This is a genomic window from Polaribacter sp. R2A056_3_33, assembly GCF_019278485.1.
GTDB lineage: Bacteria > Bacteroidota > Bacteroidia > Flavobacteriales > Flavobacteriaceae > Polaribacter.
Window position 1 is genome coordinate 3,420,415 of the sequence record NZ_CP058984.1, and the last position, 16,750, is coordinate 3,437,164.

Annotated in this window: 10 protein-coding genes; 7 read left to right on the forward strand and 3 right to left on the reverse strand. The window is 30.7% G+C overall.

The window, feature by feature from the left end:
* Positions 1–21: 21 nt before the first annotated feature.
* The 3 genes from H0I29_RS14315 to H0I29_RS14325 all read right to left on the reverse strand — a co-directional run bounded on the left by H0I29_RS14315 (position 22) and on the right by H0I29_RS14325 (position 7,747).
* Complete coding sequence (locus H0I29_RS14315) at positions 22–2,547, reverse strand: hypothetical protein (protein WP_218752923.1); 2,526 nt, start codon at positions 2,545–2,547, stop codon at positions 22–24.
* Between the two features lie 81 nt (positions 2,548–2,628).
* Positions 2,629–5,154: a hypothetical protein gene (locus H0I29_RS14320; RefSeq protein WP_218752925.1), complete on the reverse strand. Its 2,526-nt coding sequence runs from the start codon at positions 5,152–5,154 to the stop codon at positions 2,629–2,631.
* Between the two features lie 79 nt (positions 5,155–5,233).
* Positions 5,234–7,747, reverse strand: a complete 2,514-nt coding sequence (locus H0I29_RS14325; RefSeq protein ID WP_218752927.1) for a hypothetical protein — start codon at positions 7,745–7,747, stop codon at positions 5,234–5,236.
* A 237-nt stretch (positions 7,748–7,984) separates the two neighbouring features.
* On the opposite strand from H0I29_RS14325, the gene H0I29_RS14330 reads away from it, so the two are divergent.
* From H0I29_RS14330 to H0I29_RS14360, 7 genes are all read left to right on the forward strand, one after another.
* The gene (locus tag H0I29_RS14330) at positions 7,985–12,991 is read left to right on the forward strand and encodes a DUF4132 domain-containing protein (RefSeq protein ID WP_218752929.1); all 5,007 of its coding nucleotides are present in this window, start codon (positions 7,985–7,987) and stop codon (positions 12,989–12,991) included.
* A 121-nt stretch (positions 12,992–13,112) separates the two neighbouring features.
* Complete coding sequence (locus H0I29_RS14335) at positions 13,113–13,526, forward strand: hypothetical protein (protein WP_218752931.1); 414 nt, start codon at positions 13,113–13,115, stop codon at positions 13,524–13,526.
* 18 nt (positions 13,527–13,544) lie between these two features.
* Positions 13,545–13,868 (forward strand): hypothetical protein, encoded by a 324-nt coding sequence (locus tag H0I29_RS14340; protein ID WP_218733496.1) that lies wholly within the window; start codon positions 13,545–13,547, stop codon positions 13,866–13,868.
* A gap of 58 nt (positions 13,869–13,926) precedes the next feature.
* Positions 13,927–14,412: a phosphoribosylaminoimidazolesuccinocarboxamide synthase gene (locus H0I29_RS14345; RefSeq protein WP_218752933.1), complete on the forward strand. Its 486-nt coding sequence runs from the start codon at positions 13,927–13,929 to the stop codon at positions 14,410–14,412.
* A gap of 303 nt (positions 14,413–14,715) precedes the next feature.
* Entirely contained in the window at positions 14,716–15,327 is a 612-nt protein-coding gene (locus H0I29_RS14350; RefSeq protein ID WP_218733500.1) for a DUF1444 family protein, read from the forward strand.
* Between the two features lie 169 nt (positions 15,328–15,496).
* The gene (locus tag H0I29_RS14355; protein ID WP_218752935.1) at positions 15,497–16,132 is read left to right on the forward strand and encodes a DUF1444 family protein; all 636 of its coding nucleotides are present in this window, start codon (positions 15,497–15,499) and stop codon (positions 16,130–16,132) included.
* Between the two features lie 236 nt (positions 16,133–16,368).
* Entirely contained in the window at positions 16,369–16,743 is a 375-nt protein-coding gene (locus H0I29_RS14360) for a hypothetical protein (protein WP_254712636.1), read from the forward strand.
* Positions 16,744–16,750: the final 7 nt, after the last annotated feature.

Consider the following 16,750-nt stretch of genomic DNA (forward strand, 5'->3'; position numbering starts at 1 on the left):
ATTCCAAAATAAACATTTTAGCTACCCCCTAAAAGGCACTTCACTATCTTCTTCATCAAAATTACGTTGAGACACTAATTTATTTTCTAATGGCTCATAGAGTTCAGATTTCATATTACTACCATTAAATTTAGAGGTCCAGTATACCAACTTCTTTAGGTTAAGATTTCTAAAGTCTTCCGATACTTTTTCTGAAAACTCACAACCACTAAGACTTAATACTTCCAGCTGTTTTAATGATGCTAGTTCTACCGGTAAAACAACTTGCTTAAAATTGTTCATTCCTAAAACACGTAGATTTTTTAGATTCGCAATCCAAGTTGGTATTTTTTCTTCTTTATGATGTGCACTGATAAAAAGCGTTTCTAAATTTAATTCAGAAATCGATTCTGGATATGTGCTTCCATTTTCATCTAAACCTTCTAACCAAAGGTGTTTTAAAGAGTTCCAACGCGATATCACTTCAATACTTTCATCACTAATATGATCACATTGTATCAGTTTTACCGCTTCAATAGTTTCTACTTTTAGATTGTCTATAGTTTTAACAGCCACACTCTGCATTATTAATTTTTTAAGCTGAGGCAATGTTACCGCAGGAAAAGCATCAAAATCTCTGGCTTCAAATACATCTAAAAATTCAAGGTTTGGTGTATGTGTTAATAAACGCTCTAAAGCCTCGGTAGTTCCGTTATAATTATCAATTTTTAATACTTTTAAATTTTTATGTTGGTGAGCAGTTAATGCATTGTTATGTTCTGGGTTATTTTTTTTAAACGTAATGGTAAGCGCTTTTAAATTCACGAAGTTTTTAAGCAAACTACCTATTTGACTCACATTACTGGTAAAATCAAACGATTCAATTTTTTCTGGATGTCTAAAGGTTTCAAAATTTAAGACATTATTTACATCATTATTTCTATGTCCAAGATTAAATTTAGCCGCACTAATTACTGCATAAAATTCCTGTAAATTAAGAATTGGTGTGGCTTTAACTTCCACATTAAACACATCAAAAGGTTCTGTTCCTGCTTTTATGCCTTTAATTTCAGAAATAGTTAAATTGGTAATATGCTTAGGTAAATGGTCGGTGTCTACAACTAAAGCACTCGCATTTTTAATGGTAAGGTTTTCTAACTGCGTTATTTTTGAAAATACTGAAGGAAAAACTCTAACAGCTAATTTTATATCTCTAGTACCAGACTCTTGAAACCTGTATAATTCTACATTTTTTAGTTTTGTACATTGCTCAATCCCTTCTAAAAGCCAATCTAGTTTATGCTCTAGTTTGTAATTAAGCGTTGTTAAGTTTTTAAATGCAGCTAACGCTGTTTTATGTGGAATTTCTGGTGCTTCACAATCCACTGTTATCGTCTTTAATTTAGGGAAAAACGACGCATTATCTAACACAAAGTTAAGCAGTTTTGGTGAATCTATTTCTATAAATTCTCGCTGACTTACTTCCGTCATTGGTGATATATTAGTTTCGCTATATGTAATTTTTGTTACCAATTTAGGTCTAGGTGTATCTCCAAAACATCTAGACGCATCGCCAAAAAATAAGGTAGATGATATGGAATCTATCTTAGGTGCAATAAGCTCAAAATATTCTAATTTTGGTAAATCCTCAAAACCACTTGGTAAGCTATCTATGCTTTTAGATAACATTTCAAACTTTTTTAGTTGCTTTAAATGACTAACATCTTTAGGTAATGCTGTTAATTCATGTAAGTAAAACAATTCTATACGTTTTAAGGTTGCCGGAAACACGACCTGAGACAGGTCTTGGACACCTACATGGTACAGCTTTAATACTTTTAATTTCGTAAGATTTGTAAGCCAATTAAAATCATTTAAATTCAGGTTGACCTTACATGCTCTATTCCAATAATCACCTTCAATACGTAGTTTTTTTAAGGATATTAGCTGAGACATTGTACTTGGAAACTTTTTTAAACAAGGAGCAACAAGTTTTAATTTTTTTAAATTTGATAAATTACCAAAATCCTCTGGTAGTTGTTCATAATCACCTTCTAGATCTATTTCTTCTAAAGACGTTAATTTTGATATCTCATTAAGAATACTATCATAGGTATTGCCTTCTCCTTTTAAATGGATTTCTAAACTTTTTACGCCATTAAATCGTCTTAATATATGAGGATGTTCTAGCAAGCGATCTAAGAAGTCTGTTGAAAGATGAAAAGATCTCATTTCTCTATTCTTTCTCGTCATTAGATCAAATAATTTAAGAAGATCTAAGTCTTTAGATAGCAATCCATATTCTAAAAGAGATATCATTCTATCGTCGTGCCTTCCTGTTTGTGTTATTTTTTTTCGGCTTTTAAAGGCTAGTTGCAAAGCTTCTGGGGCTTGTTTTTTTATGATGTTAGCACACTCTGCTCTATTTTTTTTATCTGTTGTTGCTTTTGCAATCGTAAAAATTTCGTAATAAAAATCTTCTGGAAAGTTTTTACCCTTTTTAATCTCTTCATAATATTCATCCATTTTATAATAGGTGAATTCAGGGATTTCTGTTGGTCTTGTCATAGTAATCGTTAATTTTTAGGGTATAAATTTCTTTTGGAAATAGGGTTTTTAGATTGCGGTTCGCTCTAATTTTTTTTTTAGCTACCCCCTAAAAGGTACTTCACTATCTATATCATCAAAATTACGTTGAGATACTAATTTGTTCTCTAATGGCTCATAGATTTCAGACTTCATATTGCTACCATTAAATTTAGACGTCCAATACACCAATTTTTGTAGGTTAAGGGTTCTAAAGTCTTCGGCTACTTTTTCAGAAAAATCACAACCACTAATACTTAATACTTCAAGTTGTATTAATGTTGATAATTCTACTGGTAAAACAACTTGTTTAAAATTGTTTATTCCTAATACGCGTAAGTTTTTAAGATTGGCAATCCAAGTCGGAATTTTTTCATCTTTATGATGTGCACTGATAAAAAGCGTTTCTAAATTTAATTCAGAAATCGATTCTGGATATGTGCCTCCATTTTCATCTAAGCTTTCTAACCAAAGGTGTTTTAGAGAACTCCAATGCGATATTGCTTCAATACTTTCATCGTTAATATGATCACAATGTATCAGTTTTACCGCTTCAATAGTTTCAACGTTTAGATTGTCTATGGTTTTAAGCGCGACACTCTGCATTAATAATTTTTTAAGCTGAGGCAAATTTACAGCTGGAAAAGCATCAAAACCTTTGGCTTCAAATATCCCTAAGAATTCAAGGTTTGGTGTGTGTGTTAATAACCGCTCTAAGGCTTCGGTAGTTCCGTTATAATCATCAATTCTTAACACTTTTAAATTGGTGTGTTTAAAGGCCGTTAATCCATTATTATGTTCTGAATTGGCCTTCTTAAATGTAATGGTAAGTTCCTTTAAATTTATGAAGTTTTTAAGTAAGCTATCTAACTGACTCACATTACTGGTAAAATCAAACGATTCAATTTTTTCTGGATGTCTAAAGGTTTCAAAATTTAAGACATTATTTACATCATTATTTCTATGTCCAAGATTAAATTTAGCCGCACTAATTACTGCATAAAATTCCTGTAAATTAAGAATTGGTGTGGCTTTAACTTCCACATTAAACACATCAAACTCTTCTGTTCCTGCTTTTATTCCTTTAATTTCAGAAATAGTTAAATTGGTAATATGCTTAGGTAAATGGTCCGTGTCTACAACTAAAGCACTCGCATTTTTAATCGTCAGGTTTTCTAACTGTGCTATTTTTGAAAACACATTTGGAAAAATTCTAACCGCTAATTTTATATCTTTAGTATGCCACTCTTTAAATCTGTATAGTTCTACATTTTTGAGATTTGTACATTGCTCTATCCCTTCAAAAAGCCAATCTAGTTTATGCTCTAGTTTATAGTTAAGCGTTGTTAAGTTTTTAAATGCTGCTAATGATGTTTTATGTGGAATTTGTGGTGCTTCACAATCTACAGTTATCGTCTTTAAATTAGGGAAAAACGAAGCATTGTCTAACACAAAGTTCAGAAGTTTAGCCGAATCTATTTCTATAGATTCTCGCAGACTGACTTCTGTCATTGGTGATATATTAGTTTCGCTATATGTAATTTTTGTTTCTAATTTAGGTCTAGGGGTTTCTTCAAAACATCTTGATTCGTCTCCAAAAAAGAGGGTAGACGATATGGAATCTATCTTAGGAGCATTAAGTTTAAAAAGTTCTAATTTTGGTAAATCTTCAAAACCATTTGGTAAGCTATCTATGCTTTTAGATAAAACCTGAAACTCTTTTAGTTGCTTTAAATTACTAACATCTTTAGGCAATGCTATTAATTCATCTAAGCCAAAAAATTCTATAACTTTTAAGGATGCTGAAAACTTGACTTGAGATAGATCTTGAACGCCGATAAAACGTAGTTTCAACTCTTTTAATTCAGTAAATTTTGTAATCCAATTAAAATCAGTTAGATTCATATTGGGAGTAGATTTCCCAGTCCAATAAGCGCCTTCAATACGTATTTCTTTTAAGGATGTTAACTGAGACATTGTACTTGGAAACCTTTTTAAACAAGGCGCAACAAGCTTTAGCTTTTTTAAATTTGATAAATTACCAAAATCCTCTGGTAGTTGCTCAAACTCTCCCTCGAGATCTATTTCTTCTAACGACGTTAATTTTGATATCTCTTTAATAATACTATCATACTTATTACCTTGATCTTTTAAATGGATTGTCAATTTTTTAACACCGTTAAATCGGCTTAATATATGAGGATGTTCTAACAAGCGATCTAAAAAATGTACCGAAAACCAAAAAAATCCCAGTTCTCTATTCTTTCTCGTCATTAGATCGTGTAATTTAAGAAGTTCTAAGTCTTTAGATAGCAACCCGTATTCTAAAAAGGAAATCATTCTAGCTGCGTTCCTTCCTTTTTGTGTAATTTTTTTTCGGCTTTTAAATGCTAGTTGCAAAGCTTCTGGGGCTTGTTTTTTTATAATGTTAGCACACTCTGCTCTATTTTTTTTATCTGTTGTTGCTTTTGCAATCGTAAAAATTTCATAATAAAAATCTTCTGGAAAGTTTTTACACTTTTTAATATCTTCATAATATTCATCCATTTTATAATAGGTGAATTCAGGGACTTCTGTTGGTTTTGTCATAGTAATCGTTAATTTTTAAAGTATATTTTTTTTTTTGAAAACAGGGATTTGAGTTGCGGTACGTTGTGCTTAAATTTCTTTAGCAGTACAGATCATATTTTTCATATCTGTTATCAAAATCTTCTTTTAAGATTTTATTTTTAGCTAATGCGTGAAATTTAGACGATTTCATATTGTTTCCATTAAATTTTGAATACCTGTAAATTAAATCCTCTAAATTCAAATTCTTAAATTTATCAGACACTTGTACTGTAAAATCACACCCTCTGATACTCATTATTTTTAATTGGGTTAATTCGGCTAATTCTTCCGGTAATGGACAATAATAAAACTGTTCTATTCCTAGAACTCGTAAGGATTTCATTCTGCCTATCCATTTCGGGATTTGTCTTTTAGTTAAAAATCCATCAATAAAAAAGGTATCTAAATTTAAGTCTGCAATGGTCTCTGGGTAGGTTTCAAGATCTTGACTAATGCTTTGTAGCCAAAGAAACTTAAGCGTTTTCCAATGTGATGCCGTAACCATAGCATTGTAACCAAAATTGTCACACGATAAAACTTTAAAAAGTTCTATGTTGGGCACTGTTACGTTTTCTATAGACTGTATATCATCGCTATAAAATAATTTTAGTGTTTTTAGTTTGTTTAAAGTAACCTTAGGTAAATCGGCAAGTCCTACACAATCGTAAATTTCTAAAAACTCTAGATGAGGCGTATGCTCTAATAATAATTTAATAACACTAGTGTTACCATTAAAATTTTTAATAGTCAAGTTCTTTAAATTATGGTGTGTATAAGCGGTTAAACCGTTGTTTTGTTTGGCATTATCTACATTAAAATCAATGGTTAGTGTTTGTAAATTACAAAGTGCTTTTAATGCCTTATCTAAGCCTTTTACATTACTATTAAATATAAAATCTTTAAAGCTTTCAGGGTCTTTAAAATTATCAAAATCTAAAGTCTCATTTTTAACACTATTTACATCGTCTAACTTTATTTTTTTAGCACGTATTACTGAATAAAACTTTTGCAATGCGGTAATAGGTGTATTTATTACTTTTATATGATTTACCTCAAAATTTTCAATACCCGGCTCAATTACTTTTATATCTGTAATGGTAAGACTATCTGTCTTTATAGGTAAATAATCTGTATTTAAAACAAGTGCTTTTGCACTGTGCACTTTTAAGGTTTGCAAATACTCTATTCTAGAAAATGACTGAGGAAAATTAGCAACACCAGCGTTCGTTATTTCAGCATCAGCTCCATTATATATACCATAAATAAAAACGTCTTCTAGCTTTTTACATTCGTGAATATCCTCTAAAACCCATTCTAAATGATGCGCTAATCTATACTTAAGGTTTTTAAGTTTTTTAAATGCAGAAAGCGTATGTGCACTTCTTCTTTTTGGTGCATCACAAGTAATTTCTATCTCTTTTAAATTAGTAAAAGACAAGGCATTACCTAATACAAAACTAAGAAGCTCTGGATTGGTAAAAACGATTCTTTTTAGCTTAGTTACAGGGGTTACTCCATAAGGCATAAACTCTGTATACAAACCTAGTAAACGTTTAATATTTGGTCCAAAAATAAAGGATGCAGGAACTTTCTTTAATTTAGATAAATGAATAACTTCTAAAACCTCTAAGGTTTTAAATTCACTAACAGATGCAGGAAAGTGTTCTAACGATTCCATACCACTTAGCCTCAATTTTTTTAGTTTTGGTAAGTGACCAAGTGTTTCTGGTAAAGCGGTTATATTTTCTAACCTAAAAAGCTCTAATTCTTTTAAACTTGCCGGAAGCTGTACATCAGAGAGGTCTTGTACCGTAAAGGAACCTATTCTTAAATGCTTTAAACTTGTCAATTCTGTAAGCCAAGTAAAGTTAACTATGTTAGGGTTAGGATCGTCATTACCAAAAGAAAAACTCCCTCTAAACTCCAACTTTTTAAGTGCTTTTAACTTGGTTATTCCTACGGGAATCCATACCAAATTAGGTGCTGCTAGTATAAACTCTTTTAAGTTTACTAATCGTTCTAGTTCTTCTGGTATGTATTTATAATCAATGTTAAGTTCAAGTTTCTCTAATGAAGTAAGTTGCGTTATGTTGTTTACAACATTACTAAAACCTTCTTCCTGTCTAGAGGTGCTAATTGTTAATTCTTTAATACCATTAAACTGACTTAAAAGACGTGGTGTTTCTATGAAAAGTTCAATAACTTCTTTACTTCTATATTCAAGCGAAAGCGTTAATCGCTTACAAACAAGTGTGTATAGTTTACAAAGGTCTAAGTCTTCTGAAAGTACACCGTATTCTAATATAGCAATCAGTTTTTTGTTAAAAGATTGAGAATCTTGTATTGTCGTTATTTTTTTTCGACTCTTAAAGGCGAGTTGTAAAGCTTCTGGTGCCTGTTTTTTTATGATATTGGCACATTCGGTTCTAATCTGCTTGTTTTTAGTAGATTTAGCAAGTACAAAAATCTCATAATAAAAATCTTCTGGGTAATTTTTACAAGCTTTAATTTTTTCAAAAGATGTTTCATCTTCATAAAAATTGAAACCAAGTTCGTGCTTAGCAAGTATCATAAGGTTGTTTTATTTTGGTGTTACAAACCTATTTTAAAAGTGGATGTAATTTATCACTGTATTCTGTGATATTAATAATACACCTTCATTTTAAAAAGTTAAACCTTTACAAAAAAATATCACTAAATACCGTGAGTAAAAAAAGTTGAAGTACTTTTATCTTGCCACTAATTATAACTCCTTTTTTTGATAAGGTTTATAATCAGCATTTATAATTGATTTAAAGAATTAAAAGATATGATTCCAGTAGAAGACGCTAAAAAATATATAGAAAAATATAAAAAACCAGCAATAGATAGGTTTGAATTTCGTACATTTTCTGAGCCTTATAGAGTTTTAGCTAAAATATTAGGAGGTTTTGATAAAGGTGAAAGAAGAAACTATTATAATGTAAGTGATTTTGTTGCTATTTTTGACAATCCAATTACGATAAATCCTTGGAGAACCGAAGAAGGAATGCGTTTAGGCATACAGTTGTATGGTATTGTTCAAACTCCATATTTAGCCGATATGTGGGACTTTATGGATACGTTACCTTATCAAAGAGGATATGACAGAAAAGCTTTTAGATCTGTAAAAACGCAAGATACATTACGTAATAAATTACAGTTTTTTACGCAATTTTTACGATTAAGTAGAAGGGGGGTTGGCGGCTTAACATTACAAGAACAGTTTCAATACAGCACGTATTTTCCAGGTTCAAGTAGTTATTTCTTAGCAACCTTACTGCATAATGGAGATGGGATGTTTGATGAGTTATTAGACGATATTATTCAGGCTGAAGATGAAATTGGTGGTATTAGTATAGATATTATAAAGGCGTTATTACTTTCTGAAAATGAAAAGCATTGGGAAATGGTTGGTAAGTTATTACTAGCAGCCCAACGTCAAGAAGGTTTAAGGCAAACTATTTTAGAATCTTTAGACGAAGCTGGTCTTGGAGCTTTAAAATACATGATTAATATCGTTTTAGAAAACGACCTTACTCGTTTTAGTAGTGTTACTAGAGCAGTAAGTACTTGGTTTGGATTAAATTGGGATACGCCTAAAAAATCGGTAATCAATAGAGTTTTAGAATTGGCACAATCTTTAATTTTAAACTTAAAAGAAGTCGATACACTTCTTAAAAGTAAAGATAATTTAGAGGTTTTAGTCGCTTTATGGTCTATTGCAATTTTAGATGTAGACAAAGCCAATGCCAAAGCGTTAGATCTTGTGTATACATCAGAAGATAGAAATAAAAAGATTTTAGCATTATATTTTATATCTAAAACAGACAGAACAAATGATTCTTTAGTTGCTTATTTCAAAAATGAAATTGGTAAAGATTATGCTTTAGATCATTGGATGGCAGTAAATTTACCACACAATACTTCATTAGATAATGACACTTTTTCAAAATTATTTGATGTAGCAAAAGCAGCAGAAGAAAAAGGTAAAACTTTCGAAACTAAAATATTCTCTTGGTGGAGTTTTACACCTAACTCTTATTATTTTTATCAGTTTCTTTTAAGCGGATCTACAGAAGAGCAATTAGAATTAATGGCGAACGATTTAGAACTGTTGCCAACAGAATTTAGAGAGAGTTATATTCGTAAAGTTTTCCCTATAGATTACAGTTATTCTTTTTACAATTATCAACAAGATTCTAAGAAAAAAGAACCTTTAAATTTTGATAAAAATTCGTGGAAAAGAGCTTTAGCAAGAAAAGCAATTTATAACAGAAACGAATTGTTAATGGCTACCGGACTTAATTTGTTTAGTAGAATGCATCTTTATGATGAAGATTTAGAAATTGCAGAAGATTTATTAAGAAGAAAACATAAAGATTTACGCACCTCTTTAATTCAGTTATTGGTAAAATTACCAGCAGATCGTTTAAGAAACAGTGCTACAAATTTGGTAACAGCAAAAAGTATAGATCAACGTTTAGGTGGTTTAGAAATGTTAACGCTTTTACACGACGATAATAGACAGTCTAACTTTGTAGAAGAACAAATACGTATCTATAACGAACGACCTAGAATTTCTAAAAATGAACAGGTTTATTTAGATAAATTTTCTGACAATGCAGAAGAGTTTAATTATAGTAATGGTTTTGGTGCTATAGATTATGATAACTTAACACCGTTATACATACCACAATCTCGTTTTGAAAAAAAGACCAGTTTCTTCGATAAATTAGGCATTACCACTTCCGATTCAGCAGGGTTTAAATTTAAAGAATTTATAGACGCTAATAAGATTGTAAAAGAGGTAAATAAGTTAATAGCAATTGTTACTAAAAACAAACATTTCGAATATCAAGCAGAACTATATAGAGGAGAAATAGCAACCACTTATATAGAAAAAGGGATTCGTAGTATAAAAAAATTAGGTGATGATGCTACTGCAGAAGATCATTTACAGAACCTTCCTTTAGCAAAATTATGGATTGCTTGGTACGAGCAAAGTAAATTGAATGATTTTGAGATGCACGCTGCAATCCGTTATTTAACTCACCATAATAATCCATTTGGAGATTACAAAGAATTAGGCGCTTTTGCAAGACAATATTATCCAGATTTAGGCGGATTAAATTTAGATAAAGAAGATAGTTACAACTCAAAATCTGAAGCTTATAATGAAATTTTACAACGTCTATTTAAAGTTTATGTAGAAGAAAAAACAATAGCTAATTTTAAGCTAGATGTTATGGAAGATATGATTGCTAATTTTCCAGACAAGCTTAAGCTAGTTCAGTTTCAAACCTCTAATTACCGCTATAATAAAAAAACGTACAATTGGGCAAACATCATTTTACCACTTGTACCAAGTTTAAGTATTAATAATTTAGAACTTCTTACAGAAGAACAAGTTCAAAAATATTGGAGCTTTTATATGTATTTAGTTGCGCAAGATATTGAACATCCTAATACTACTGCAGATGTAAAAGTAATAACAAAACAATTCAGTAGACCAGGAATTGTACCATTCCCAAGTATTGCAGTAACCTTAAGACTTTATAAAAAAGGATTAATTAACGATGATGATTTATGTTTTCAAGCCTTACATTCTCGTGAATTAATGGTCATTATGGACGGTGGTTTTAATTATAGAATGAACTATAAATGGATAGAAAGAGACAGCGTACCTAAACACGTATTAGCACCTTTAAAAACCAATTTATTAGAAACAGAATTAGAACGTGGAGATTTAGAAACCACTGCAACAGGTTATATGAGTGGTATTCATCGTGTAGAAGGTGTAGATTATGTATTTAGAATTTTAGAACGTTTAGGAAAAGATAATTTTGAACGTGGTTATAGTTATTATGGAGAGAGTAAAAAAACTATTTTTAGTGCTATGCTTAAAAAATCTCTATTTAAAGATACTGAAAGTTATGCCGATTTTGCTGCACGTGCAGATGCTTCTAAAGTTACTAAAAAACGTTTGATAGAACTTGCCTGTTATGCAACACAATGGACAGGTGTTATTGGCGAATATTTAGGATTAGAAAAATTAGAAGATGCCGTTTGGTGGTTTCAAGCACACGCTTCAGATCGTATGAATAGCGAACAAGAAACCATTATTTCTCGTTATTCTAACATTCCAAAAAGCGATTTTGCACTTGGTGCCATAGATGTAGATTGGTTTAATAGAGTGTATAAAACCATCGGAAAAACCAATTGGAAATTATTACATGACGCAGCCAAATATATTTCTGACGGAAACGGACACCGACAAGTAAAATTATATTCTAGCGTAATGTTAGGCGAAGTAAAAATCACCGAAACATTAAAGAAAATTAAAGACAAACGAGATAAAGATTATGTGCGTGCTTTAGGCTTAATTCCGTTAAGTAAAACCATACCAGAAAAAGATTTACTAAAGCGTTACAACCTATTGCAAGATTTCTTAAAAGAAAGCAAACAATTTGGAGCGCAACGTCAAGAAAGTGAGGCTATTGCTGTAGAAATTGGTTTAGACAATTTATCTCGTAACGCAGGTTATCAAGATCGTGTACGTTTTAGTTGGGCAATGGAAGCAAAAGCTACTCAAAAAATTATGGAGAATTCTAAAATTTCCATAGAAGAAACGGAGGTAGAATTGGTCATTAACAATCTTGGTAAAACAGATATTAAAGTTACAAAAGGAGGGAAGTCATTAAAAAATATTCCTGCCAAATTACGTAAAGACAAACAAGTAATTGCTTTAAAAGAAAACAAAACATACCTTTCTAGACAATACAGTAGAACTCGTTTATCATTAGAAAATGCAATGGTAAATGAAGATGAATTTACAGCACTAGAAATTCATAATATGATGCAGCATCCTATTGTAAAAGTAATGTTGAGTAAATTGGTAATGTATGTTCCTGAAAAAGAAATTTCTGGTTTTTACAATGAAAATGTTTTAACAGATGCTAGCGGAAAAACGCATCAATTAGAAGAAAACGACCTTTTAGTTATTGCGCACGCCTCTCATTTATACAAAGCTATAGAATGGGATATGTATCAGAAACACTTATTTGCAGAGCGTTTAACACAGCCTTTTAAACAAGTATTTAGAGAGTTGTATTTAATTACAGATGATGAGCGCGAACACAGAAATCGTTCCGAACGTTACCAAGGACATCAAATTCAGCCTAAAAAAACCATAGCACTTTTAAGAAGTCGTGGTTGGACGGTTAGTATGGAAGAAGGTTTGCAAAAAGTATATCACAAAAAAGGTTTTATAGCAACCATGTATGCTATGGCAGATTGGTATTCGCCCTCAGAAGCAGAAGCGCCAACCATAGAAGATATCTGTTTTCATTCTGTAGATACATATCAAAGAATTCCGCTTACCGAGATTCCGTCTGTAATTTTTAGTGAAATTATGCGAGATATAGATCTTGTGGTAAGTGTTGCGCATGTTGGTGGTGTAGATCCAGAAGCAAGTCATAGTACCATGCAAATGCGTGCTGCTTTGGCAGACGAATCTGCAAAATTATTCAAGCTTAAAAACATTACCGTTAAAGAACGTTTTGTGTTTATTAAAGGAACCTTTGGCGAATACAGTATTCATTTAGGAAGTGGTCAAGTAAGCAAAAACGGATTAGCATTGTCTATAATTCCGGTGCATAGTCAGCACAGAGGACGTATGTTTTTACCATTTGTAGACGACGATCCAAAATCGGCAGAAATTATTTCTAAAATGAAACTTTTATCCGAAGATAATAAAATACAAGATCCAACAATTTTAGCACAGATAAATAGCTAATATAAATATAATAAGGGCGTTACCTCGCTTAGGCGAGGTCGGGCTTTTGTTGCAAGTCCTCGTGCTAACGCACTGTGGGCTTTCCACGACAATCCCTAACGCAAAAAGCATTTAGCATATTATGGAATTAACGTTACAACTTAAAAGATTAGGCAAAAAGAAAGTAAAAAAAGTACCTTTTACTTTAGAAGAAAATCCTAAAAATTTAGAAGAATTATTAATTGGTTGTGTAAAAAATCAAGTAGAAGCTTTTAATAAAAAACGAACAGAAGTTAATGTAATTGGGTTTTTAAGTCCGGCCGAAATACAAGAAAAAGCAGAAAGTGGTAAAGTAGAATTTGGCGAATTAGCCAATACCGATTTAGCAAACTTGCAAAAAGCAATCGATAATGTTTTACTCGCTTTTAAAGACGGGTTGTTTGTGGTTTTTGTAGATGAAGACGAAATTACAGATTTAAAAGCACCTTTAGACCTAACGTCAGAAAGTGTAATTGCTTTTATAAGAATGACCTTTTTAGTAGGTACGTATTGGTAGTTTTTTTAATCAATAAGTATGAAAACAGAAAACATACAAACCCAATTAGCTGTACAAATTTCTAACCATAATAAAACCTGGGGAAATTTATTAGCGAATACAAACTTTGGTAACGAAGCTTCTAGTTATTGGACTGTTACATTGCAACCAACTAATATTTCTGTAGATATTACAACTAATTCTTTCACTTTTAAAAAAGCAGAATTTTTATTTGATGTTAATGTAGGTGTTTCTTCGGGTGATGATATTAGGCTTTTTACAAAACAAGTTTCCGGTAAAGGAGTTTATCAATTTACAAACAAGAAGATGATTGAACTTACAGTGCTTGAAATTGAGGAATAAAGTTTTAAGAAGCTGTTGAAAATTAATTAGAAAACAAAAAATAAATCTATTAAAAATAATGGAAAAACAATTTAATACTAAAACAGGATTTTGTCATATTTTACCTGATAAGATTATTCTAACAAGAGACGGAATTATTGGAAATGTTGCAAACGTGGCGGTAGGAAAAAGCATAACTCGAGTTTTTATCATTTATGGAGGAATTGCTGCTTTTTTACTTTTTTCAGCATTTGATAGTTTTCAAAAAGGTCAAATTTTGATATCGATATTTTCTTTAATAGTTAGTTTATTTCTTATATATGGAATCTTTAAAAGCATTAATAATTCTGCAACACCAATAATTGAACGAATAGATATTAAGAGTATCAAATTTAAAAAAGCAATATTCGGAATAACGCGTTCTAGATTTGAAGTCCTTTTTAAAGACGAAAAAGGAAAAATTAAGAAACGTATAATAATGTTACCAGGTTCAATGAAAGATGGCACAAAAGAAACCGAAAAAGCAATAAAAATAATGAAAGAAGAGAATTTATTAAAGCAATAAAAAAATGTGAACCATTAAACTCACATTGGTAATATACTCTTTTATGTAAAAAGTGGTAATATTGAAGGTATAGCATATCTATAAATTTAAACGCTATGTTATAGATTTAGTAACGTTTTCTATTTCCAAGGAAATAATTATAAAAAAAAGGTATTCTTAATATTAAGAATACCTTTTTTTTATAATTTTATTTAGAAAACGTCCAGAATAGATAAACCGTTAAATTTTGAAATAGCTGAATACAGTGATAAAAAAAATTAGATACCTCTGTAGTTTTGTAGTAAATAATAAAAACAAAACATTATGAGCGGTTCAGTAAACGGAAATGAAAATTCAAAAGAAGTAGAAAAAATAATTGAACAAACTGAAAATAGTGATAAAAAAATATATCCTATTTTAAAACCAGGAAATTGGGTTGGTTTAAAAGCAGGTGCTTTAAGCAATACTTTAATTCCTTCCGAAAATGGAGCAGAAGTGGTAATTGCATATGGAATGGATACACCAGATAACTTTGTGTTTTTAACTCAAAAACATTTAGAAACTATGGATGGACAGCAAATTACAAGTGAAGCTTTTGAAAACTTAGGAAACTATGAAGCAGAATTAGAATTTGTTGGATCATTAGATAATAAAGCGGTTGCTACTAACGGAAACGACTTTTCTAGTGAAATAATTCTTTCTAAAGCACATATGTTAAAAGCACATGCTATGTTAGATGCAGAAGAGTTATTGGTATCTATTCCAAGAAGAACATGTATGACCATTATTTCTAGAGATGTAGATGAAGAAACAATGAATAAATTTGCGTACTTACATAACTTTACTTGGGAAGATGATAGCTTTGGAAACGCACCTATTACCAATTCTCTTTTTATTGTAAAAGAAGGAACTATTGTAGGACACATTCCATTATAATTCAATTTAAATAATTACAAAAAAGGCATTCTTATTTTTAAGAATGCCTTTTTTTATGGTTCTAATAAACATCATAAATAATTACTTAAATCTAGAAATAGCTGAATACGGTGATAAAAAACTTTATATGCTTCTCTAATTTTGAAGTAAATAATAAAAACTAAACATTATGAGTGGTACTCTTTACGGAAAAGAAAAATCAGAAAAAGAAATAGAAAAAATAGTTGAAGAGACTAAAAATAGTGATCAGAAAATATATCCTATTTTAAAAGCAGGCGATTGGGTTGGTCTTAAAGCTGGGGCATTAAATTCTAACTTAATAAGATCAGAAGCGGGACCAAAAGTAGTTATTGCGTATGGTATAAATACTCCAGATAATTTTGTGTTTCTAACACAAAAGCATTTAGAAACTATGGATCAAAAGCAAATTACAAATGAAGCATTTAGAAACTTAGGGAATTATGAAACAGAATTTACATATTCAGAAGTACTGCAAAATAAGGTTCTAACCTCTAGTGGAAACGATTTTTCTAGTGAACGTATTCTTTCTGAAGCACATATGTTAAAAGCACATACCATGTTAGAAGCCGACGAATTATTTGTTTCTGTACCAAGGCGCTCTTGTATGATGGTAATTTCGAGAAATGCTGAAGAAGAATTACTTAAGGCTTTTTTAGGCTTACACAAAGACGCTTGGGAAGACGATAGTTATGGAAATGCGCCAATAGCAAATATTCTTTTCACCATGAAAGCAGGTCGAATTACGGGACATATCGCCTTAGATAATATAACAAGAGAGGAATAAAAATAGCTAAATACTATTTCTTTTATCAATTGAAAATTATAAAATCTATCAGATAAACCACTAAATAAACAAATGGCTGAATACAGTGATGAAAAAACGTATGTGCTTGTTTAATTTTGTAGTAAATGTATAAGATGTAGTATTATAAGTCTAACAAATTACTGCCACTTATATTTCTTTTGTTGGTTGTAAATAGCGAAGGATACATATTAAAAATAAACTTTAAAAAATAAAAATTGAAAAATCTAGATTGTAGTATCAACTATAGGGTACAGAACTTAATGGTAGATGTTTTTGAGTCTATAAATGCTTCCGATAAAGCAACATTAATGATTAGTGAGCTTTTAGATACAAGAAGCATTTTTGAACTTGTTTTCGAAATTGTTAAAGAATCTGGTTTTTACAGTCAAGATGAAAACTTTAATCTAATAAAAGCTTTAAATATAGATACTGATGAAGCTAATATTAAAGACGCTTTGTATGTGACTTGGGTAACGATGGGCGAAAACTTAAACACAGCAAAAACTCAGGAAGAATTTAATGCTAAGTTTGCTTTGTTTGTACCTATTATTTTAAAACGTATGGAAGCAATTAACCACATTTCTGCATAAATTTTTA